This window comes from Neobacillus sp. NPDC093182 (genome assembly GCF_044754045.1).
The window spans coordinates 133,877-154,608 of sequence record NZ_JBIVOI010000007.1 but is presented as its reverse complement, the minus strand read 5'-3'; the positions used below and the strand labels follow the sequence as shown (position 1 = coordinate 154,608).

Annotated in this window: 19 protein-coding genes, 2 pseudogenes and 1 riboswitch; of the genes and pseudogenes, 17 read left to right on the top strand and 4 right to left on the bottom strand. The window is 37.1% G+C overall.

The genetic code is table 11. The features are described 5' to 3' along the window. Window positions 1-157 precede the first annotated feature (157 nt). The 5 genes and pseudogenes from ACIQAA_RS14500 to ACIQAA_RS14480 all read left to right on the top strand — a co-directional run bounded on the left by ACIQAA_RS14500 (window position 158) and on the right by ACIQAA_RS14480 (window position 4,132). Window positions 158-694, top strand: coding sequence for a VUT family protein (locus tag ACIQAA_RS14500; RefSeq protein WP_402620638.1), 537 nt, complete (start codon window positions 158-160; stop codon window positions 692-694). Window positions 695-832: 138 nt separating this feature from the next. Continuing rightward, entirely contained in the window at window positions 833-1,534 is a 702-nt protein-coding gene (locus ACIQAA_RS14495; protein WP_402620635.1) for a YwaF family protein, read from the top strand. Between the two features lie 340 nt (window positions 1,535-1,874). Continuing rightward, a pseudogene (locus tag ACIQAA_RS14490) lies at window positions 1,875-2,108 on the top strand (carboxylesterase family protein); the annotation flags it as partial. Window positions 2,109-2,296: 188 nt separating this feature from the next. Continuing rightward, window positions 2,297-3,262 (top strand): alpha/beta hydrolase, encoded by a 966-nt coding sequence (locus ACIQAA_RS14485; RefSeq protein ID WP_402620633.1) that lies wholly within the window; start codon window positions 2,297-2,299, stop codon window positions 3,260-3,262. A gap of 213 nt (window positions 3,263-3,475) precedes the next feature. Beyond that, on the top strand, window positions 3,476-4,132 hold the full coding sequence (locus tag ACIQAA_RS14480; RefSeq protein ID WP_402620630.1) for a hypothetical protein: 657 nt from the start codon (window positions 3,476-3,478) through the stop codon (window positions 4,130-4,132). Between the two features lie 202 nt (window positions 4,133-4,334). Here ACIQAA_RS14480 and ACIQAA_RS14475 read toward each other — a convergent pair. Continuing rightward, a pseudogene (locus tag ACIQAA_RS14475) lies at window positions 4,335-4,577 on the bottom strand (GntR family transcriptional regulator); the annotation flags it as partial. 175 nt (window positions 4,578-4,752) lie between these two features. After that, window positions 4,753-4,863, top strand: a riboswitch (TPP riboswitch). Between the two features lie 161 nt (window positions 4,864-5,024). On the opposite strand from ACIQAA_RS14475, the gene ACIQAA_RS14470 reads away from it, so the two are divergent. From ACIQAA_RS14470 to ACIQAA_RS14435, 8 genes are all read left to right on the top strand, one after another. Continuing rightward, complete coding sequence (locus ACIQAA_RS14470; protein ID WP_402621003.1) at window positions 5,025-5,624, top strand: thiamine phosphate synthase; 600 nt, start codon at window positions 5,025-5,027, stop codon at window positions 5,622-5,624. Next, window positions 5,608-6,726, top strand: a complete 1,119-nt coding sequence (thiO, locus tag ACIQAA_RS14465; protein ID WP_402620627.1) for a glycine oxidase ThiO — start codon at window positions 5,608-5,610, stop codon at window positions 6,724-6,726. Before ACIQAA_RS14470 ends, thiO begins: the two co-directional genes overlap by 17 nt. A 4-nt stretch (window positions 6,727-6,730) precedes the next feature. Beyond that, a complete protein-coding gene (gene thiS, locus ACIQAA_RS14460; protein WP_402620624.1) occupies window positions 6,731-6,934 on the top strand; it encodes a sulfur carrier protein ThiS in 204 nt (67 codons plus the stop codon). Between the two features lie 3 nt (window positions 6,935-6,937). After that, complete coding sequence (locus ACIQAA_RS14455; RefSeq protein WP_402620622.1) at window positions 6,938-7,705, top strand: thiazole synthase; 768 nt, start codon at window positions 6,938-6,940, stop codon at window positions 7,703-7,705. Next, entirely contained in the window at window positions 7,702-8,718 is a 1,017-nt protein-coding gene (locus tag ACIQAA_RS14450; protein ID WP_402620619.1) for a ThiF family adenylyltransferase, read from the top strand. The genes ACIQAA_RS14455 and ACIQAA_RS14450 overlap by 4 nt, the downstream gene beginning before the upstream one ends. Window positions 8,719-9,267: 549 nt before the next feature. Beyond that, window positions 9,268-9,663, top strand: coding sequence for a transcriptional regulator SpxA (gene spxA, locus ACIQAA_RS14445; RefSeq protein ID WP_402620616.1), 396 nt, complete (start codon window positions 9,268-9,270; stop codon window positions 9,661-9,663). A 129-nt stretch (window positions 9,664-9,792) separates the two neighbouring features. Next, window positions 9,793-10,206 (top strand): RrF2 family transcriptional regulator, encoded by a 414-nt coding sequence (locus ACIQAA_RS14440; protein ID WP_402620613.1) that lies wholly within the window; start codon window positions 9,793-9,795, stop codon window positions 10,204-10,206. Between the two features lie 133 nt (window positions 10,207-10,339). After that, window positions 10,340-10,681 carry an IDEAL domain-containing protein gene (locus tag ACIQAA_RS14435; protein WP_402620610.1) on the top strand — a complete coding sequence of 114 codons (342 nt, stop codon included), beginning with the start codon at window positions 10,340-10,342 and terminating at the stop codon, window positions 10,679-10,681. A gap of 61 nt (window positions 10,682-10,742) precedes the next feature. Here ACIQAA_RS14435 and ACIQAA_RS14430 read toward each other — a convergent pair whose 3' ends face one another. Then, window positions 10,743-11,540, bottom strand: coding sequence for an HAD family hydrolase (locus tag ACIQAA_RS14430; RefSeq protein WP_402620608.1), 798 nt, complete (start codon window positions 11,538-11,540; stop codon window positions 10,743-10,745). Between the two features lie 1,039 nt (window positions 11,541-12,579). Here ACIQAA_RS14430 and ACIQAA_RS14425 point away from each other — a divergent pair. Continuing rightward, window positions 12,580-12,915, top strand: a complete 336-nt coding sequence (locus ACIQAA_RS14425; protein ID WP_335397594.1) for an ArsR/SmtB family transcription factor — start codon at window positions 12,580-12,582, stop codon at window positions 12,913-12,915. 41 nt (window positions 12,916-12,956) lie between these two features. Then, the gene (locus ACIQAA_RS14420; RefSeq protein ID WP_402620604.1) at window positions 12,957-13,955 is read left to right on the top strand and encodes an NADP-dependent oxidoreductase; all 999 of its coding nucleotides are present in this window, start codon (window positions 12,957-12,959) and stop codon (window positions 13,953-13,955) included. A gap of 411 nt (window positions 13,956-14,366) precedes the next feature. Here the strand turns inward: ACIQAA_RS14420 and ACIQAA_RS14415 are convergent, their stop codons facing one another. After that, complete coding sequence (locus ACIQAA_RS14415) at window positions 14,367-17,399, bottom strand: efflux RND transporter permease subunit (RefSeq protein ID WP_402620601.1); 3,033 nt, start codon at window positions 17,397-17,399, stop codon at window positions 14,367-14,369. A gap of 327 nt (window positions 17,400-17,726) precedes the next feature. Here ACIQAA_RS14415 and ACIQAA_RS14410 point away from each other — a divergent pair, with 327 nt between their 5' ends. Next, window positions 17,727-18,434 carry a DNA alkylation repair protein gene (locus ACIQAA_RS14410; protein ID WP_402620598.1) on the top strand — a complete coding sequence of 236 codons (708 nt, stop codon included), beginning with the start codon at window positions 17,727-17,729 and terminating at the stop codon, window positions 18,432-18,434. 118 nt (window positions 18,435-18,552) lie between these two features. Here ACIQAA_RS14410 and ACIQAA_RS14405 read toward each other — a convergent pair whose 3' ends face one another. Next, a complete protein-coding gene (locus tag ACIQAA_RS14405) occupies window positions 18,553-18,753 on the bottom strand; it encodes a hypothetical protein (RefSeq protein ID WP_402620596.1) in 201 nt (66 codons plus the stop codon). 378 nt (window positions 18,754-19,131) lie between these two features. Between ACIQAA_RS14405 and ACIQAA_RS14400 the strand changes: the two genes are divergently transcribed. Beyond that, window positions 19,132-20,496 carry an aspartate aminotransferase family protein gene (locus ACIQAA_RS14400; RefSeq protein WP_402620593.1) on the top strand — a complete coding sequence of 455 codons (1,365 nt, stop codon included), beginning with the start codon at window positions 19,132-19,134 and terminating at the stop codon, window positions 20,494-20,496. The last annotated feature ends 236 nt before the right edge of the window (window positions 20,497-20,732 follow it).

Genomic DNA, 20,732 nt, shown 5'->3' with positions numbered 1-20,732 from the left:
GAAAAAGTGTAAAATAAATAAATCCTAAATAAAAATCCGCAAACTGTGGTCGAGGTTGTAGCACCCCTCGTTAAAAAAACTAAGACGAAGCAGCATTTCTCTTAGAGGTGCTGTTTTTTTGTTATTCATCTTAGATTGTAAAGGGAGAGTGGTATTTGTGAGAATACTATTGTATTTAGTTTCAATCGTTGCTGCAAACGTTGTAACCGCAGCATTCGCACCATTAACTATGGGTATGTTCATCGTTCCAATGGGAACATTTTTAATCGGGGCAACATTTATCTTTCGTGACCTCGTACAAAACAAGTACGGCAGAAAGAAAACGTACATGTTTATTGGATTAGCACTGCTATTATCGGCAGTAGTTTCATCCATTCTAGGGGACACCCTAATCATCGTTTTAGCATCTGCAGTTACTTTCGCGATTGCAGAAACAACCGATACAGAAATTTATTCAAGACTCAAATTGCCAATGAGCTTACGTGTTCTTTACAGCGGAATTGTCGGAGGAATCTTGGATTCAGCGATATTCGTGGTTCTTGGTCTAAGCCCGTTAGGTGCAAACTTCCTTCCATGGGAAGCTGTTCCAGCAGCAATTCTAGGTCAAGTTATTGTTAAAACCATCATTCAAGGAATTGCAGCGCTTATCATTCATCAAACCAATAACATGAGCAAAAATACAGTTGCCAACTAGTTAACGCCCCAAACTCTTTTATGTGAGTTTGGGGCTTTTATTTTATATAAATCATTGTCCATCAACGTCTAGTACGGACTATGGCAGTCATATATTCTTATTACTCTTGAATTCTTCAGAAAAGAGGTGGTTGTTATCATGTTTTCTGTTACCGGAATGCAGACTTTCACATTCTTTTCAATGCCCCATGTTATGACGTTAATTCTCTTTTTTCTAACCTGTTTTCTTTTGGTGTATTACAGGAAAAGTCTTAAATCATATAAAAATATCATAAAATGGACCTTATTTACGACATTAGTACTTTGTGAAGTTTCCTTCCATTTGTGGTTAATCCTAACGAACCAATGGGAAGTGGCCGATCTCCCGTTACAGCTTTGTTCTTTGAGTACGTTTTTATCTCTGTTTTTATTTATGAAACCCAATCAGAAAGTGTTTAATCTGTTATTTTTTATCGGACTTCTTCCAGCCATTTTAAGTATGGTTACACCCGATATCGTCTACCAATTTCCTCATTTTCGTTTCTTAAAATATTTCCTTCACCATTCAGCCATCCCATTAGCTGTGTTGTACTTTATTCTCTTTGAAGGGTACAGAGTTCCAAGAAAAGCGGTTATCACCAGCTACCTTACCTTAAATGTGATTGCAGTACCCATATTTTTCTTGAATCGGCTGCTCGGCACTAATTTTTTCTTTTTAGCCAGCCCATCGGAAACAGAAACCTTACTTTCATTCTTCGGCAGCGGGATTATCTATTACATTAGTCTTGAGATAGCGGCTATTATTGTATTTATCATCACGTATATTCCAATGGGAATTTTAATAAAACAGCAAAACCAATGATAAAGTGTAGTATTTTTACAATATAGTGTAGAGCTTTATGATAAACCGTACAGTTTATACAATAAAGTGTACAGCTTCTACGAAAAACCGTACAGTTTATACAATAAAGTGTACAGCTTCTACGAAAAACCATACAGTTTCTACAAAAAAGCGTACAGGTTCTACAAATAAACCGTATCGTTCCAATAAAGGACATATTTAATTTAATACTTTTTTGTAAATAACAGGAAAATTCCTTCTCCTTCTCGAATATTTTTTAATGGCAGCTTAGAAGATTGTACGAAAACTTCTAAATTGAGAGGAGAAGGGTAATAATACACTAGATACGCCAAATACGGAAAATTTCACAGGGTCTTCTCCAGAACGCCAATTGGTAGCCAGTCAAATGCATCAGGCGTGGATAAACTTTGCGCGAAGCGGCAATCCAAATTCAGAAAGCCTTCCTGAATGGCCTCAGTATAATTTGAGCGACCGATCTACTATGATTTTTAATATAGAAAGTGCAGTAGAAAATGATCCAAACCGTAAGGAACGGATGATTTGGGAACAGGCAACAATGATGATGAAATCCTAAAAGAGTGCCAGGCACCATCTTATTAAAAGGATGGTGCCTGGCACTTTTTCGGGTGCCTTTTTAAAGATTTCACCACATTTATTTTCTATTTCATTATAATATTAAAATATTAGTTTCATCCTTTTACAGACTCAGTGAAAGGAACCTTAATACTTACCTGAGAGAATAGTAGATAAAGGAGAATTAAGTTGAAGAAGAGATTAACAAGAATAGGGATAGCAATTGTTTTAATTTTTATAATAGGAATGGGAATAGCCGGGAATTATTTCTATAATGTCGGCATCAATCGGAGCCAAGAAGGACCAGACCTGCACGGAGGAGGAAGCTCTGCGGCAGCTGCTAGTATTGAAGGGTCAGAAGAACAGCAGGCAAAGATAGCGGAGTTAATGAAATGGACGGAGCAGCAGCCATTTGAAATCGTTCAATTGAAATCATATGATGGCTTCAGGCTAAAAGGGCGCTTTTTGAAGAACCCTCATTCTAACGGCAAAGTGGTCATTTTGGCACATGGTTATAAGGGAAACAGCGAACAAATGCCAGGGATTACAAAGGATTACTATGATATGGGATATGATGTTTTAAAGCCTGATGCCAGAGGACATGGTATGAGTGAAGGGGACTATATCGGGTACGGCTGGCATGACCGGAAGGATTATGTCGATTGGATTGACTTTTTAATCAAAGAGAAAAAAGAGAATAGTATATTCCTCCACGGATTTTCAATGGGGGCCGCAACCGTCCTCATGACTTCCGGTGAAAATCTCCCTAAAGAAGTAAAAGGAATTATCGCAGACAGTGGTTATACAACCGTTAAGGCAGAGTTATCTCATCAATTAAAATATCTCTACCATCTTCCAGCCTTTCCGCTCATGGAAGTAACGAGTGTCATTACAAAAATTAGAGCGGGCTATACCTTTGATGAGGCGTCTGCATTAGAGAGCGTAAAGAAAAATAAACTTCCATTGTTTATTATTCATGGCGACCAGGATGAGCTCGTTCCAACTGAAATGGGAACTGAAATTTATGAAGCTGCTTCTAGTGAAAAAGACTTGTGGATTGTGAAAGGTGCAGGTCACACCGAGGCATATACGGTTGCTGAGGAAGAATATAAGAAAAGACTACAAAACTTTCTAGATCGTGCGATTCAAAAATAATTTAATAGGATTGTCGTGCCATAGCTCCCTTCATCAAGGGAGTTTTTCTTGTTTTTCCGGTTGACTGAAGTCATATATTTGCATATGGGTATTGGTCTAATCCTGGGACAATCAAGGTACATAGTATGAGATTGTGGTTATTTAGTGTGTGACAAATGACCAAATCATTAGTGAATGAAAATGTTGAAATATACAAATTAGGTGGGGGAATGTATGAAAATGAATGAAGAAAAACATTACCGGGATGATTTGTTGGAATGGTGTTATGCTGTTGAGGAAAATTGGGAAAGTATGAAACCGAGGTTTTCAAAACTATATGACATCGAAATCATAAAGGAATGGGAAGAATCTTGCCGCCAATTAAAAGCGAAGTTATGGGAAGAAAAAAATGCCGACATCGAGGACTATGAAACTGCAAAAAATTTATATGAACAATGGGAACTGCTTTATAGAGAATCAATTGCTTATCCGGAAGAGCTTGAAGTCCAATCTGAAAATCATGTGGAGATGGATGGACATATCCAAACAAATGAGGATGATTTACAACCAAACGCTCATCGTGAAGAGATCGAGAGTGAATCTGAACCATATATTGATTTGGAGGAACTAAACCAATACCGAGAAACTTTGTTGGAATGGTGTAATAACCTGTATTCCAATTGGAATAAAAGTAAACTGAGGTTATCAAACCTTGTTGATAACGAAATCTTAGAGATATGGGAAGGAATGTATTCCGAATTAAACGAAAGATTAAAGGAAGACCTGCCACTGGACTACGAAGACTATGAGACAGCTAATACATTGTATGAACAGTGGAAAAATCTTCTTGACGAATCGTATTCTAATCAAGAAGAGATTGAAGTTGGATGAGTAATTAAAGTACAGAAGTTCGCAAATTCTGATCAATCATAAGGGATAAATACAGAAAACTCCCTCCAAGCGTAGAAGGGAGTTTTCTTACGGATCCTAAATGGTGAGTATGAGTAAAAGAACAAATTTTGTATTTATGTGGCCTGTCCAGCTTTTTCATGTATTATTCATTTTTTAGTCGATCGAAAGAGGATTCACTGAAACCTTGAGGAGAAGAGATAATCGCGCCAGATTTTGGAACAATCTTGATGATTCCTTTTTTCTCTAATAGGTGATAGCTTTTGTTAACGGTATGCATGTTAACGCCAAGGTCAGATGCAAAAGCCCTCACTGAAGGCAGCGTTTGACCTGGTTGAATCAAACCTCGAGCGATTCCTTCGACAATTTGATTGGATATTTGCTCATAAATAGGAATGTCAGAGTCGGGTTCAATTCTAATCATCATTTTCTTTCCTTCCAAATCTGTTCTACATATAGTATAACACATCTGTTCTATATAAACTAGAACAAAAGAAATAGTATTTAAAATTGGATTAAAATAGAATCGAATTCACTTGAAACATTCCAATTATTGTATTAGAATTACGGTTGTACTCTGAATAATCAAATAAACTGAATAATTCAATTGCTAGGGGATCCCTTGATAAGGGCTGAGAATAAAGTAGTTACTTTTTAAACCCTCAAAACCTGAACAGGTTAGAACCTGCGTAGGAAAGTAGCGAATGTTTGTACTTGTTTGCATGTGAACAAATTTCAAACCAAACCACTTTTCTAATTTAGGAAAGTGGTTTTTTTATTGAAAAAAATGCTGATAGGATCGATACTATTTGATTTCTTTAAGGAGGTGTCTAAGGTTTTTAATTGGATTTAAGGAGAGATAAACGTGAAGCTAATGGCAGTAACAGATGATAGGCAATCAGTACGTGTTCTGGCATCTAAGATTATTGGGTTAATAGATAAGATCGATTTTGTCCAAATACGCGAAAAATCAAAAACAGTTCATGAAATCATCACCTTGCTACAGTATATGGAGGAGGGTGGTGTTGATAAAGATAAAATCATCCTAAATGACCGTTTGGATATTGCTTTGTTATTGGGTATCCAAAGTGTTCACTTACCAGAAAAAGGTCTTCCTGTAAAAATGGTTAAACAAAATTTTCCTCATATAAGGGTTGGACGCTCTGTTCATTCTTATGAGGGAGCAAAGATAGCGGAAAGAGATGGCGCGGACTATGTTTTATATGGTCATTGCTTTGAGACGAATAGTAAAAAAGGAAAGACTCCAAATGGGATTCAGCCTTTTCTCAAAATGAAAGAAGAGCTAAGGATTCCTATTTATGCTATTGGTGGTATTACATTAAATAAAATAGATACTTTGCAACAAGTGAAAGCAGATGGTATAGCGGTGATGTCAGGAATTTTTTCCGCAGAAGATCCATTCTCTTCAACAAAAAAGTATTATGAGGCGATAAAACATGAATCAAAAATTTGAAGTAGCCATAATTGGAGGCGGAATAATTGGTTGCTCAATTGCTTACTATTTAGCAAAGGAAAAGATGAATGCAGCATTGTTTGAAGGCAACCAAATAGGTTCGAAATCGACAAGTGCTGCAGGTGGAATGCTTGGCGCTCACTCTGAATGTGACGAGGATTTTGAGGTGTTTTTCCCATTTGCAAGAAGCAGTCAGAATGCCTATTCCCAACTTAAAGAAGAATTAAAACATGTGAGCGGTTTCGATATAGGGTACGGAAAAGGTGGGATTTTAAAGCTTGCTTATAATGAACCTGATACAAATGGGCTTCGGTCCATCTTATCTCAACCGACTGTAAAATGGCTCGATAAAGAGGCAGTATGGGAGATGGAACCAGATGTTTCTTCCAATCTATTAGGAGCAGCCTACATTGAAGAAGATGTCAATGTTATGCCAAATGCCGTTTGCCAGGCATTTGCCAAAAGTGCCCAAATGCTTGGGGCTTCTCTTTTCGAATTTTCCCCTGTACTAGATATTCAAAAGAAAGATCATAGCTTCTTGATCCAAACAGCAACAAGTCATGTTGAAGCTAAGCATGTTGTGGTTGCCAGCGGGGTTTGGAGTACAACATTTTTTAAACAGCTTGGGTTAGACCATCAATTGACTCCTGTAAAAGGGGAATGCCTTTCTGTAATTGATGAAAAAGCGACTTTAAAACATACAATCTTTCATGATCACTGCTATATTGTGCCGAGAAATAACGGAAGGCTTGTGATTGGAGCTACCATGATTGAGAATGACTGGAATGAAAGAGTTAGTCTCAGTGGGATTGAAACTATCATTGCGAAGGCAAAAACGATGCTTCCGACTGTTGCAGATATGAAAATGGATTCATTTTGGGCTGGACTACGTCCGCAAACATTTGATCAAAAACCATTCATCGGGCACCATCCTGAAGAAGAAGGGATATTATTTGCTACAGGGCATTATCGAAATGGAATCCTGCTTGCTCCTGCAACGGGGCAAATGATTCGTGATTTGATACTTAAAAGACAAATAAAAAGCGAATGGGTGGAGGCCTTTAAAATCGACCGCCATCAGCCATTGCTGTTAAGTAGGTGAAAAAATGTCCATTACATTAAATGGAAAGAGTGTTGACCTTCTAGAGGGAGTCAATACGGTGGAACAATTACTTTCCCACTATCATTTAGAAAACCGTATTGTCATAGTTGAGGTCAACAAGGAAATTGTCATGAAAGAAAACTATAAAACAATGAGTCTCTCGCATGGGGATGCCGTTGAAATTATTCATTTTGTAGGAGGAGGATGAAACATGTTAAAAATAGCCGATCGTACATTTCAATCAAGACTTTTATTAGGAACTGGTAAATATCCATCATTTGAAATTCAAAAAAAGGCGGTAGAAGTATCCGAAGCAGAAATTTTAACCTTTGCTGTTAGAAGAATGAATATTTTTTCAGATAAGCAGCCCAATTTTCTTGAACAACTAGATTTGTCTAAATATACGCTTCTTCCTAATACGGCTGGTGCCAAAACAGCTGAAGAGGCGGTGCGGATTGCGAAACTGGCAAAAGCTTCTGGATTATGTGACATGATTAAAGTAGAAGTAATTGGAGATGATCGAACACTTTTACCAGATCCTGTTGAAACATTAAAGGCCTCAGAAATATTATTGGAAGAAGGATTTATTGTTTTGCCTTATACATCCGATGATGTTGTATTAGCAAGACGTCTTGAAGAACTTGGGGTACACGCTGTTATGCCAGCTGCATCACCGATTGGTTCTGGTAAGGGAATTATCAATCCACTTTACTTAAAGTTTATTATTGAACAGTCTTCGATTCCGGTGATCATTGATGCGGGTATTGGTTCTCCTAAAGATGCAGCCTTTGCGATGGAGCTTGGTGCGGACGGAGTGTTACTAAATACGGCCGTTTCAGGTGCGAAAGATCCTGTTAAAATGGCTCAGGCAATGAATTTGGCAGTAACAGCAGGGAGATTAGGATTTGAAGCTGGAAGAATAGAAGAAAAGGAGTATGCGGTAGCGAGCAGTCCAACAACTGGGATGGTGACATCTTGACAAATCGGTATTCGAGACAAGAGTTATTTTTAGGTAGTAAGGCACAAGCCAAAATAAAAGAGGCAAGTGTAATCATCATTGGTGCAGGAGCTCTTGGATCTGCAAGTGCTGAAATGTTAGTAAGAGCCGGGATCGGGCGCCTGACGATCGTCGATCGAGATTATGTCGATCTGAGCAATTTACAAAGGCAACAATTATATACGGAAGAAGACGTAAAAAATCAATTACCAAAAGCCATTGCTGCCAAAACAAGACTCGAACAAATCAACAGCGAAATTATTATTAATAGTTTCGTTGAGGATGTTAACGGACTGAATATTGAAGAATTGATAAAAGATCATTCAGTGATCGTGGACGCAACTGATAATTTTGAAACTAGTTTAATTGTGAATGATGCAGCTGTGAAACATGGAATTCCGTTTCTATTTGGAGCATGTGTTGGAAGTTATGGACTTACATATCCGATTATTCCGGGAGAAACACCTTGTTTACACTGTTTATTAAATCATTTGCCAATGGATGGGATGACCTGTGATACCGTTGGCGTGATAAGTCCGATCGTTCAAATTACTGCGGCATTACAAGTTACACAAGTTTTACAGATTCTTTCAGGTGAAACACTTTCTCCGATGCTTCAATCCATGGATATTTGGAAAAATGAAAAAGCGGAGATCAATGTGACTCAGTTAAAAAACAAACTTTGTCCAACATGTGGAGAATATTCATCCCATCCTTTTTTATTGTTTGAAAACCAGATGAAAACAGATGTATTATGTGGAAGAGATGCTGTCCAACTTCGTCCAGGGCTGAGGCCGAAAACATATTCCCTCCCTCACTTGTTGGAGAGATTGGAGAATCACGTTACTAATCCTGTATTAAATGAATATTTGCTTTCATGTAAATTTGAGGATTATCGAATCGTTTTCTTTAAGGATGGCCGTGCGATTATTCACGGTACGAATGAAGCGAAAAAAGCGCGAACTATCTATAACCGATTCATTCAATTTTATTAGGATTTTGTTTAACGGTGGACCACAGAAACATTGAATGATAATGATAGACTAAGGTGATTCTAAAAAATAAAACCATACAGCTAAAAGAGAATTTTATACATGCTAAAACTTGTTTTATGGGTTTCTTAGTATTACCTTGGCTTTCATTATTCTTTTTAAACCATTCTGCTTTCCGTAGATATATGCGGTTGCCTGGTTTAGGGTTTTGTATCAGTATGCTTTAAAACCTAAGTGATTATTAATATGGTCACTTCCGACTTGAAAGATATATAGATGATGTGTTCAAATATCCTTTTCCTTTTTGAAATTATCAATGAATTCAGCTTTAAATACTTCTTTTAATAACTCTGAAAAATTAATTCATTTACCCATAAAATTACATTTGACTTTTTCAACTGTAAAAATTAATATTACAGTATAGCCATTGAGTTTAGCTCTCTAAATTTATTTGTAAATAACATGTTTTTATTGCCTCTTAACTGTAATACTTTTCATTACATTTAGGGTATTAAGCAATGGTTGGACGATAAAAAGGGAGTGTGTATAGGTATGGTAACTGTATTTACAACACCAAGTTGTGGATCTTGTCGAAAAACAAAGGCGTGGTTTGAGGAACATCAGATTGATTATATTGAAAGAAACATACTAGCTAATCCGCTTACGATCGATGAGATTAAATCGATTCTTCGCCTGACAGAAGAAGGGACGGACGAAATTATTTCAACGAACTCAAAAGTTTTTCAAGAATTGAATGTCGATATTGAATCTCTGCCGCTTAATGCATTATATAAATTAATAATCAACAACCCCAAAATGTTGCGACGGCCAATCATTATAGATGAAAAAAGATTACAAGTTGGATATAACGAGGACGAAATAAGCAGGTTTTTACCACGCGGGCTTCGTACATTTGTAACCATTGATTCGCAAAAAGCGGCAAATTAATCGGGAGATAAATTAAAGTTAGGTTGTGTCCAATCTGTAACGTTGATCATTACAGTATAGTAAATGATATAATAGTTAATAGCAGCAATATCTATAATAGAAAAATGATGAATGTATAGGAGGCAGGTTATGAACAGTGATTTTACACTTGCCATTCACAGTTTAACTCTACTTGCATTACAGCCAGACCGGATGTCAACAAGTGAATATATAGCAGAAAGTGCCAGTGTCCACCCAGTTCGTATTCGAAAAGTATTAAGTTTATTAAAAAAACATGGTTTTATTAAGTCAAAAGAAGGAACAGGCGGCGGATTTATTTTTGCTTTAGATCTTAGTGAGATTAATCTCTGGGACATTTATAAAATTACTTCTGAAGGTGCACTACAGCCTAAATGTCCTGAATCAAATGAACAGTGCATTGTGGGGGCAAATATGCAAAGTGTCTTGTTTACCATTTTTTTAGGTGCGGAAGACCATCTGGGTGAATATTTAAAGGACTACACCATTAGAGAAATTGTTGATCTTATCAATCAAAAACAATAAAGAAGAATTGCTGGGCTTTTGCAACAGGTTTCTTCTTAATTTAACTGTAATAAAATAAATTACAGTGGAGGAAGGTCTTCGTAGAAAAACATGTTTAAAGCAGTACTATACTTTTCCAAGCGGGTGAAAAATTATGTTGAGTAATAATCATTTTCCAATGTTAGAAACAGGTGATTGGGTTAAGGGGAATTTGCTGAGTGGGGAATTAATTATAGGTTATATTGACTCGCTGAGCAATTTAGAAGGAGTGGCAAAGGTCACGATTGTAACAAGTGACAATAAAGACATAAGTGGCAGAACAGTAGCATTATTAACCAGCGAGCTAAAACGCCTACCTGCTGCAAATGTTACCAATAAGGAACAAATCCTTTTCCTAATTGATTTGGCGTTAGCAACCGGGGATGAAGAATGGTTTAATGAGCTATCAGCCAAATTGCATTCAATTAATCAGCTGGTTAAGGCAGTTAATGCATAAGAGCGACCATTGAGTAAAAAATGACAGGTGAATCGCACCTGTCATTTTTTATTACATTAATTTAAATCGCATTTGATTTATATGGCTGCAGAAGATATCGTTCTATAAACTCTGCTAATCCATCACTTTCGTGATGTCCTGTAACAAAATCAGCTGCAGCTTTTACCTTTTCGCTAGCGTTGCCCATTGCTACACCTGTACCTGCATGACGAAGCATCTCTATATCATTGGGTCCGTCTCCAATGGCTGCGACTTCATCTGGACGAATTCGAAATTCGGTAAGTAAGCTTTTAATAGCAGACCATTTGGAAACATTAGGAGCTAGCAACTCAAAACCGTCATTCCAATCGACAACTTCTGCTTCCTTTTTAAACAAAGCGGAAATTTGCGGGCTAGGTTCCCCAGTCCGAACACTATATTTAAGGACATCTTGATAATTCGCCTGTCTTAAATCTCCAATATATCGTGGCGGAATTTGCCCAACTTCTGTCCAATAATCGATTTCTTCATTTGTTTCCTTACAGTAGAGCCCATTTGCTGTATGGATCATAACATTATAAGGACTTTCAGCGGTCAGATGGTGAAATCGTTCCTCGTTCAATCGGACAGTTTTCATCTCGGTAATTAATCCTGTTTCTTCATCGTGTATAGCGGCACCATTCAAACAGATCATCGGTGTTCGTAAACCTATTTCTTTATGGTAAGGTGCGGTTACTTCATAGTGCCGGCCAGTGGCTAGAAAAACCTGTACGCCTTGATTTATGAGCCCATAAATGGCTTGCATATTTCGGCGGGAAATGCAGTTTGAGGCTTTAAGTAGTGTACCATCCATATCAATAAATACTGCACGTACATTCATTTATATTGCCTCCTCATTTGTTGTTAGGCCAATCATATCATTTGAATATTAAAGCTTAGTAAACGAAGTGTATAGATTACGTGAAGTTAATAGGCGAACAGGAGACCTTTCCTTGTATGATAACTTTCAAGAGAGTTCCGAGTAGTGAACTAAGAGAATAGTATTGGAACTATTTGAATCTTGGATATCACAATAATCTGAGGAGTATCGGTAAAGAAGAATATATTTTTTACCCTTGTACTTAACGAATTGTCTTTTCAAACAGATTCACTCCTTTTAATTAACCTTAAATATGTAAAATTTAACTGCCAGTAATGGCTCCACCTACGCCAAATACCATGATAGCCACTCACGCTATCCCCACTAATGGTAGAATAAAAAATCAATGTTAAGAACCTGCTTAGTTGATGTTAAGGTTATGTAAAATCTAATGTAAAAACGCCAGGAAAAATTAATCCGAAAACATTCAAGTTTTTTAGTAACTCTTGTATGTTTTCGGCTTTGTTATATTGAATAACAAAAATATAGAAGGTCAAAATAACGGATCCGGTCCTATCGTAAACATTAAAAATGTAAGTTAAAATGAGTGTCAATTTGTATATGAATTGACGCTCATTTTTTATTGGTGTAAAGCCATTGCGCGGAAATTATACAAAAATTTATATAGGAAAATGCACCCCAAACAATTTTACTCTCAATTTGATATACAAATTGCCTTACAAAAATCCTTAGAATATGGCGTTATAATTGGATATATATGTTACGGTGAAATAAAGTTTGTGAAAAGATGTACTTACACTAACCAAGCAGGTTAGTGGAATAGAAAATTGTTTCATATAGTACAGTGAATCATCAAACTTAGTATCCTTTCTTAAGTTCCTGAACACTAAAGGTAATTGGTATGCCATTTCTAAGAAGTGATTCGTCTCGATTTTCTTTCTCAATATTGCACCGAATACAACCATAGTATATAGTTGTATTCGATCATATGGTTCGTCAACTTAAACGATTCAACTGATCATTGGAGGTATTAAATAACATGAATAAACATGACCAACTAAAAATTATTAAAGAGGATTTTATTAATTGTCAAAAGGTACTATTGGCGATTGGTGATGAAACACGTCAATCGATCTTGTTAGTTCTAATGGGAACGGATTGTCAAACAGGATTACGTGTGGGTGAGATCACAGAACAAACCCATCTTTCTCGACCTGCTGTGTCCCATCATCTAAAGGTCCTACGAGATGCCGGAGTTATTTTAATGCGTAAAGAAGGGACAAAGAACTTTTATTATATTAATGTACGTACAGAATTAGGTTTATTAAGAACACTTGTGTCGGATATTGATAAGTTCATGCAGAACTTTTATTGAAATGATGGAATTTTAACATATATTATTTGGAGGTAAAGGCTATGAAAGCAATGGTTATTGATAAATACGGGAAAGTACCAATGCGTTTGGCAGAAATGCCCACACCTGAAATTGGTGAATATGAGGTACTCGCAGAAATTCATGCAGCTAGTATCAATCCTGTTGATTTTAAGATACGCGATGGGAAAGTGAAATTGTTAGTTAACTATAAAATGCCTCTTATCTTAGGGAATGACTTTTCTGGTGTCGTTGCAAAGGTTGGCGCAAAAGTGACTCGTTTTAAAGCTGGTGACGAAATTTATGCTCGTCCACGTAAGAGTAAAATCGGTACGTTTGCGGAATATATCTCCATTCATGAAGATGACATCGCCTTAAAACCTAAAAATTTGAGCTTTGAAGAAGCAGCATCAATCCCACTGGTTGGGTTAACCACCTATCAAGCGTTAATTGACATTTTGCAATTACAAAAAGGACAAAAGATTTTGATTCATGCTGGGGCTGGTGGTGTCGGTACCTTTGCTATTCAATTGGCCAAATTAATGGGTGCCACTGTGGCAACGACTGCAAGTGAAGCCGGTACGAATTTAGTAAAATCTCTTGGTGCAGATGAAATTATTAATTACAAGACAGAAAAATTTGAAGAGATACTTGAAAACTATGATGCCGTATTTGATACACTTGGTGGCGAGATACTCGAAAAATCATTCAAAGTGATAAAAGACGGAGGAAAGATTGTTTCCGTTTCGGGATTACCAAATGCTCGTTTTGGTAAAGAATATGGTTCCGGATTTTTTAAAACGTTGTTGTTTTCAGCAGCAAGTCATAAACTTACTGCGCTTGAAAAAAAGCATAATGTTCAATATTCGTTTTTGTTTATGAAGCCAAGTGGAGAGCAATTGCGTAAAATCGCAAACTTTATTGAGACTGGTAAAATCAAACCGATAATTGATAGAGTTTTTCCTTTTGAGGATGCTCAAAAAGCGATGGAATATGCGGAGTCAGGAAGGGCTAAAGGGAAAATCATTTTAAAAATCAGATAGTTATCAAACGAACCAAAAAACAAGTTCTATCTTTCCATTTTTTATATGATTTTATTATATTATCCTTACTAACCTGGCTAATTTCTATTTAATTCTGTTTAATTGTGATTTTTATATTGAACTTTTCGTAACGTTGTAAATCTAAATTTTAAGTCTATCCCAAAAATTAGCTGAATAATGCTTATTTCAGCAATAATATTGTGAAATGTTGCACTTAAATAAACAGGTGCGTTAGTTTAACAAGATACAAAATATGGATATCAAAAATGACTCAGTCTGGTGAACTGAGCCATTTTATATTTAATTGCAAAAAACAGATACAAAAGGCAGTACAAATTAGATTACTTTTTGATTGCATTTTCAGGGTTTCGCGATAGGAAACGGAACCCGTTAAGGTAAAAGCTTCTTTTTTTACATTTCAATATGCTGCTTTGTTGATTCTGACATTCTTTGTTTCTTTGATTTTTTAAAATACAATAATTCGTACACACATGGGATGACGATCAACGTCAAGAGGGTAGCGAGGGCCAAACCGCCAATCACGACAACCGCTAAGCTTTGAGAAACCAAGCTTCCGCTCTGAGATGCTTTAAACAACAGTGGAATCATCGCGCATATCGTGGCGATCGCGGTCATCATAATCGGCCTCATTCTGGTAGCAGTCGCTTCAACTATTGCTTCACGAATCGTCATTTTTTCTTCATTTTGTCTGACACGGTCAATCAAAACAATTGCATTGGTTACGACAATTCCAATCAGCATCAGCGCTCCAAGCAGGGCAGTGATATCAACCGTTATCCGGCTGATTAAGATTCCTAAAATGGCACCGATTGCTGCTAGCGGCAGGGAGGTTAAAATCGCGATTGGCGCTTTAATCGACTTAAATGTGATAACCATGATCAAGAACACAATTCCGATGGAAACAAGCATGGTTAAGAATAAATCGGTAAAATCCTCCATCTGCTGCGCACTTGCTCCTCCAACAAGAACTTCCACATCTTCAGGAATATCCATTCCTTCATTGTCTTTTTGATCTCCGAATAATTCTAGGTTAATCTTGGTCGAGATTTCAGAGAGCTTAGCAGGATCGACGGATGCTGTGATGCGAAGGTAGGTTTCTCCATCTTTATGAAATTGGCTAGTTGAACTCTCAGTCTCTTTTAAAGCTGCAATCTCAGAAACGGGTATCATCCCGTTTTCGGTCATAATTGGAATGTTTTTCAAGTCAGCTTCCGTTTCTGTGTTAAGTAAAGGTTCAAGAACAACCATGGTTTGTTTTTCATTTACCGTGATGGTTCCTAGATGTGTTTGATTTAGCATGACTCCAAGCTGCTGGGCGATTTGCTGTGTATTACCCTTTGCCGGATCTACGACGAGAGAGTAGACGGTTTTCTTTTCATCTTGATTGGTTGTTACTTTTTCAACACCGTCAATATCGGTTACCTTATCTTTAATACTGTTAGCTGTTTTTTCTAGCTGTTCGATATCCTCACCAACCACATCGATGGTAATATTGGTTGCTGAGCCGCCCATCATAAACGAAGCAGTCGCGACTTCTAATACAGCATCCTTATAGTCGTCCTTTTTCTTTTCAATTTCTTTTAAAACCTTATCTGTATCGTCTTTATCTTTTAATAGAATACTTATGACCGCTTCGGTTGGCGAACCGATTTGGCCAAACTGAGCAGAATCCGCCGAAGAACCGACTTGGTTAAAAACGTATTCAACCTCATCCATTTCCGTTATTGAATTTTCAAGCTCAATAGCTTTTTCCTTGACCGTTTCAAAAGGTGTTTCATTTGGGTATTTCAAGGTGGCTGAAACAAAGTCGGCAGTAGAATTGTCAACGGCACCCTTCGGTACGGCAAAGTATGCACCGATCGATCCGGCAAACAATAAGAAGCTAATCGTAAATACAATCCATTTATGGTTTAGAGACCATTTCACTGCATTTGGAAAGCGTACCGCCGGTTTATGTTCTGGAAGCTTCGTGTTTTTCAATAAACCAGCACTCATTAATGGAACCAATGTTAAGGCAACCAATAACGAGGCGAGCAGGGAATAGGTAACCGTTAAGGCAAATGGTAAAAGGAATTCCTGCAGTCCGCCGTTTAATAAACTCATTGGCAGGAAAACCGCAACCGTTGTTAAGGTGGAGGCGGTTATCGCAACACCTACTTGTTTCGTTGCGTCAATCACCATTTGAACAGAGAATTTCTCTGTCTGCATTTTGCGGTAAATATTTTCAATGACAACAATACTGTCGTCCACAAGCCGCCCAACCGCAACGGCCACACCGCCAAGTGTTAAAATGTTTAACGTTACCCCGGAACGTGAAAGCAGAAACAGGGTAAAACAAAGTGATAACGGAATAGAAACAATCGTAATAAACGTTGTTCTGATATTGCGTAAAAAGACCATAATCACAATCGTTGCAAATAAAGCACCTAGAAGGACTTCTTTCATCATCGTCTGCACAGATGTTTCCACCATATCAGCTGAAGCAACATAGATGGTAGATTCTTGTGAATCGTATTTTTTGTTAATTTCCTTTGTTACTTTTTCAATTTCTTTACTAATGGTTACAGCGTTTGAATTACTGTCCTTCGTAATACTGATGCTTAATGCTTCCTCACCGTCGAAACGGTTGAGAAAATTTGATTGTTTTGTTTCCTTAATCGATGAGATATCCTCAAGGGTTACATTTTGTGCAACTGGCAGTTTTTTTAGTTTTTCGAGACTTGATACGTCGCCAATCACCTTAATATTGCTGGTTTTTCCGTCAATATTCTTTTCGCCGACTGCAAGGGCGCTGTTTTGACCTTGAAGAATTCCAAGTACCGTTTCTAGAGATACCTGGTTTTCAGCTAACTTTTGATTATCAATTTTTACTGAGATAACAGGATCAACCAATCCATAAGTTTGAACCTGGGCCACACCGTCAATGTCTTTATATAACGGTTCAATTTTTTCTTTTACCAATTCTAGGTTTTCGGTCGTGAGGCCATCTTTAAAGGTTACAGCGATGTTGGAGATGGGAATCATGGAGGTATTTAGCTGCGAAATAATGGGCTTTGATATGTAAGCTGGAAGTGCCACATTTGATAATGCCTCTTGAACATCTAATTTTGCTTGTTTCATGTCTGAGCCAGCTTCGAAAAATAAATCTACTTTTGAAAATCCGTCTCCTGTTGTGGAATAAATCGAATTTTTGCCTTTAATTCCGGTAACAGCCCGTTCAATCGGAGAAGTAACATCACTTTCCATTGTTATTGAATCTGTTCCTTGCCCCATCGTAATAATGGTTACTTGCGGATTGTCTGCGGAAGGCAAGAACTCCATTGGTAATCTAAAATAACTAACGACCCCAATGATTAATACTAATATCGTCATTAATGAGACCGCGGCTTTATTCTGAAAAGCCCATTTCGTAAACATCGACATAGGTACATCTCCCTTTTAATATAGATAGAAAGTCCAAAATGAATCTTAACACAATTTTTTAAAACCATCCATTATTTACCATAAAATTTCAAAAGCTTAACAATTTCTTAATGAATTTAATTACACCGCCTCCATTGGTAGTTCTATTTGACTATTTCATCGATTCTGCTACCTAAATATCCCATATTTTTCTTGTTTTGAGGAGACTGAATTTTTTCTACGACTTAAGTCTTACCAGCAGCTAAGAGGCAGGATTATAGAACGGTGTTCAAGGATGTATGAAGACGGTAATGTTTGATATGATGATAAAGAAGGGAGTGTAAAAGGATGGATTTTGAAATCGTAATGCAGGAACTGGAAGCTTTGGGTAAGGAACGATTGAAAAAGACTTACATAAGCAATGGTGCACATGAACCACTCTTCGGCGTTGCTACAGGTGCAATGAAACCACTCGCAAAGAAGATCAAGAAGAATCAACCTTTGGCCGAGCAACTTTACGCTACCGGGAATTATGATGCCATGTACTTTGCCGGTATTATTTCGGACCCAATGATGATGACGGAAGCGGATTTTGAACGTTGGATAGATGGCGCGTATTTTTACATGATCTCTGATTATGTAGTCGCCGTAACTTTGTCAGAAACGGATATTGCGCAAGCTGTTGCCGATAAATGGATCGAAAGTGGGGAAGAACTTAGAATGTCCGCTGGCTGGAGCTGTTACTGCTGGCTTTTGGGGAATCGCCCAGACAGTGAATTTACCGCAAGCAAAATTGCCAGCATGCTGGAACAGGTAAAAAATACGATACACGAATCTCCTGAACGTACAAAATCAGCGATGAATAATTTTATTTACACAGTCGGGGTTTCCTATTTGCCGCTCCATGATCAGGCGGTTGAAATTGCAGAGGCTGTAGGTCCAGTCGAAGTCAAGAGGGACAAGAAAAAAAGCAGTATACTGCTTGCTTCAGAAAATATTCAAAAGGAATTGGATAGAGGGAAGCTCGGTTTCAAACGCAAATATGTAAGATGTTAGCATGTTGGGAGCCTTTTAAAAAAAACAAGCAACAAATACCGGCACTATCAATTTGGTGCCTGTATTTGTTGCTTGTTCTATGTCCGGTCAATTACGTTAACACCTTTATAGAAAACATTTATAATTTTTCAATCTCTACAATTTCCAATCCCGGAACACCCTCATCTACTAAAAAGTTGGCTTCTAACCCTACTTCAAGTCGTCCAAACTGGTCATCTTTTCCTAATAGTTTAGCAGGATTGTCTTTTAATAGTGATAGAATCTTATTTTCATCAAAATGATGCTTCTTTAATAGCAGCGTCGCTGGCTGTGCAATCATCATTAAAACATCAGGCCATTTTAGTGCATTTTTTTTTGGTTCCTGGCACTTTTTTTATTAAATTCGGTAAATTACTTAAACATCTTTAAACATATTTAGAGGAAAGTCCTTCTGTTTGACTTTTGTCACTTCTACAGTGAACTTGAAAGGGTTACATTTCTTAGGTTTTATTTTCATGAAGTAATGTTTAATAGAATTTATTTCTCCTAAGATAATTTTCTTAGTATTTTGAATATTTAATTTACATTTTCATTTGCATGTTATACCATAATACTAGTATTTTTTTGTTTTCATTGGTTTGTTTGAAGTTTTTGGTTTAAAAAACAAATTAAAACAAATGTGGCGAATCAGGTGAATTTGATAAAAGGGGGAATTGAATTGAAATTTAATCAAGAAGTGTTAAGAACAGAAGGTGACGTAAACTTATCTGAAAATCGTAAATTGTGGCAGAAGAACCACCTTAGTGAAGACACCTTTCAGTATTTAGAAAAAGACAATGAGTATTTTATTCATCAATCGCTATCTACTCCCTGCCTGAATGTAATTGAGAAAAGTTACGGCATTTATATTGAAGATATCGATGGTAGAAAGTATATGGACTTTCATGGAAATAGTGTTCACCAGGTCGGATATGGAAATGAATATGTAATCAAAGCTGTAAAAGAGCAACTAGAGATACTTCCATTTTCACCACGTCGTTATACAAACAAAATCTCTATTGAGCTAGCCCAAAAACTTGTTAATCTCGCTCCAGGCAGGTTAAACAAAGTCTTATTTGCTCCAGGTGGAACATCAGCTGTAAGCATGGCATTGAAGCTTGTACGGAAAGCGACTGGCAAGTATAAAACTATTTCTATGTGGGATTCGTTTCACGGAGCGACATTGGATGCCATTTCGGTCGGTGGAGAAGCAATCTTCCGCAACGGAATGGGACCTTTAATGCCAGGTAGTCTTCATATTATGCCTTTCAATTCATATAGATGTTTCTTTGGGGATTCTGGTGCTAGTTGTGCTAAAGGTTTGGATTATCTAGAGTATGTTTTAGAGCGGGAAGGGGACGTTGGAGCAATAATTGTAGAACCAATACGGTGTACGGATGTACAAGTGCCGCCAAAAGAATATCATCAACGGTTGCGGAGAATTTGTGATCATTACAATGTTTTATTGATTTTTGATGAGATCCCAACGGCGCTTGGGCGAACTGGAAAAATGTTTGTATTTGAACATTATGAAATAGAACCTGATATTGTTTTATTAGGTAAAGGTTTGGGGGGAGGAGTGTTTCCAATGGCTGCAATAATTGCACGTGATGACTTAGATGTAGCTCAAGACATTGCTTTAGGACATTACACCCATGAAAAAAGCTCAATTGGTTGTGCAGCAGCACTTGCCACTCTTCAATACATTGAAGATCATCGCTTATTAGTGAAGGCGAATAAATTGGGTGAATACATGAAATTGCGTCTTATGAATATGCAAAAGCGCTTTGACATCATTGGGGACGTTAGAGGTATTGGGCTATTATATGGGATTGAATTGGTGCTTGACCGACACTCAAAAGAAAAAGCGATTTCAGAGGCTGAAAATGTTATGTATAAATGTATGGAAAAAGGGTTAAGTTTTAAGGTTTCACAGGGAAATGTGTTAACCCTCGCACCACCATTAATCATTACAGAACAAGAGTTAGTAGAAGCTATGGATATCGTTGAGTATTCAATTCAAGAAATTGCAACCGAGGGATAATACCAAGATTATGGAAATCTCTGTAAAGAATCAAGGTACTAACAATTCAAACAAACAGAAAAAAGGTAAAACAAATAAAAAAATCTTGCATTCATTTGATTTACGGTATATATTTAGTTTAAATATTAGGAATGTTTAGAATATTTAAAAGAGGAGGAAAACAATTTTCCGAAGTATATGAAAAAAGAGTGCTTCAACACTTATAAAAAAAGAATAATGAAAGCGTTATCATTAAT

Bases quoted from the DNA above. Each gene is read 5' to 3' on its own strand.
- thiO (WP_402620627.1), top strand. From the start codon at position 5,608: ATGAATCAAAAATTTGAAGTAGCCATAATTGGAGGCGGAATAATTGGT.
- ACIQAA_RS14415 (WP_402620601.1), bottom strand. From the start codon at position 17,399: ATGTCGATGTTTACGAAATGGGCTTTTCAGAATAAAGCCGCGGTCTCA.
- ACIQAA_RS14430 (WP_402620608.1), bottom strand. From the start codon at position 11,540: ATGAATGTACGTGCAGTATTTATTGATATGGATGGTACACTACTTAAA.
- ACIQAA_RS14495 (WP_402620635.1), top strand. From the start codon at position 833: ATGTTTTCTGTTACCGGAATGCAGACTTTCACATTCTTTTCAATGCCC.
- ACIQAA_RS14470 (WP_402621003.1), top strand. From the start codon at position 5,025: ATGGCAGTAACAGATGATAGGCAATCAGTACGTGTTCTGGCATCTAAG.
- spxA (WP_402620616.1), top strand. From the start codon at position 9,268: ATGGTAACTGTATTTACAACACCAAGTTGTGGATCTTGTCGAAAAACA.
- ACIQAA_RS14455 (WP_402620622.1), top strand. From the start codon at position 6,938: ATGTTAAAAATAGCCGATCGTACATTTCAATCAAGACTTTTATTAGGA.
- ACIQAA_RS14425 (WP_335397594.1), top strand. From the start codon at position 12,580: ATGAATAAACATGACCAACTAAAAATTATTAAAGAGGATTTTATTAAT.
- ACIQAA_RS14480 (WP_402620630.1), top strand. From the start codon at position 3,476: ATGAAAATGAATGAAGAAAAACATTACCGGGATGATTTGTTGGAATGG.
- ACIQAA_RS14405 (WP_402620596.1), bottom strand. From the start codon at position 18,753: ATGATTGCACAGCCAGCGACGCTGCTATTAAAGAAGCATCATTTTGAT.
- ACIQAA_RS14420 (WP_402620604.1), top strand. From the start codon at position 12,957: ATGAAAGCAATGGTTATTGATAAATACGGGAAAGTACCAATGCGTTTG.
- ACIQAA_RS14435 (WP_402620610.1), top strand. From the start codon at position 10,340: ATGTTGAGTAATAATCATTTTCCAATGTTAGAAACAGGTGATTGGGTT.
- ACIQAA_RS14410 (WP_402620598.1), top strand. From the start codon at position 17,727: ATGGATTTTGAAATCGTAATGCAGGAACTGGAAGCTTTGGGTAAGGAA.
- thiS (WP_402620624.1), top strand. From the start codon at position 6,731: ATGTCCATTACATTAAATGGAAAGAGTGTTGACCTTCTAGAGGGAGTC.
- ACIQAA_RS14440 (WP_402620613.1), top strand. From the start codon at position 9,793: ATGAACAGTGATTTTACACTTGCCATTCACAGTTTAACTCTACTTGCA.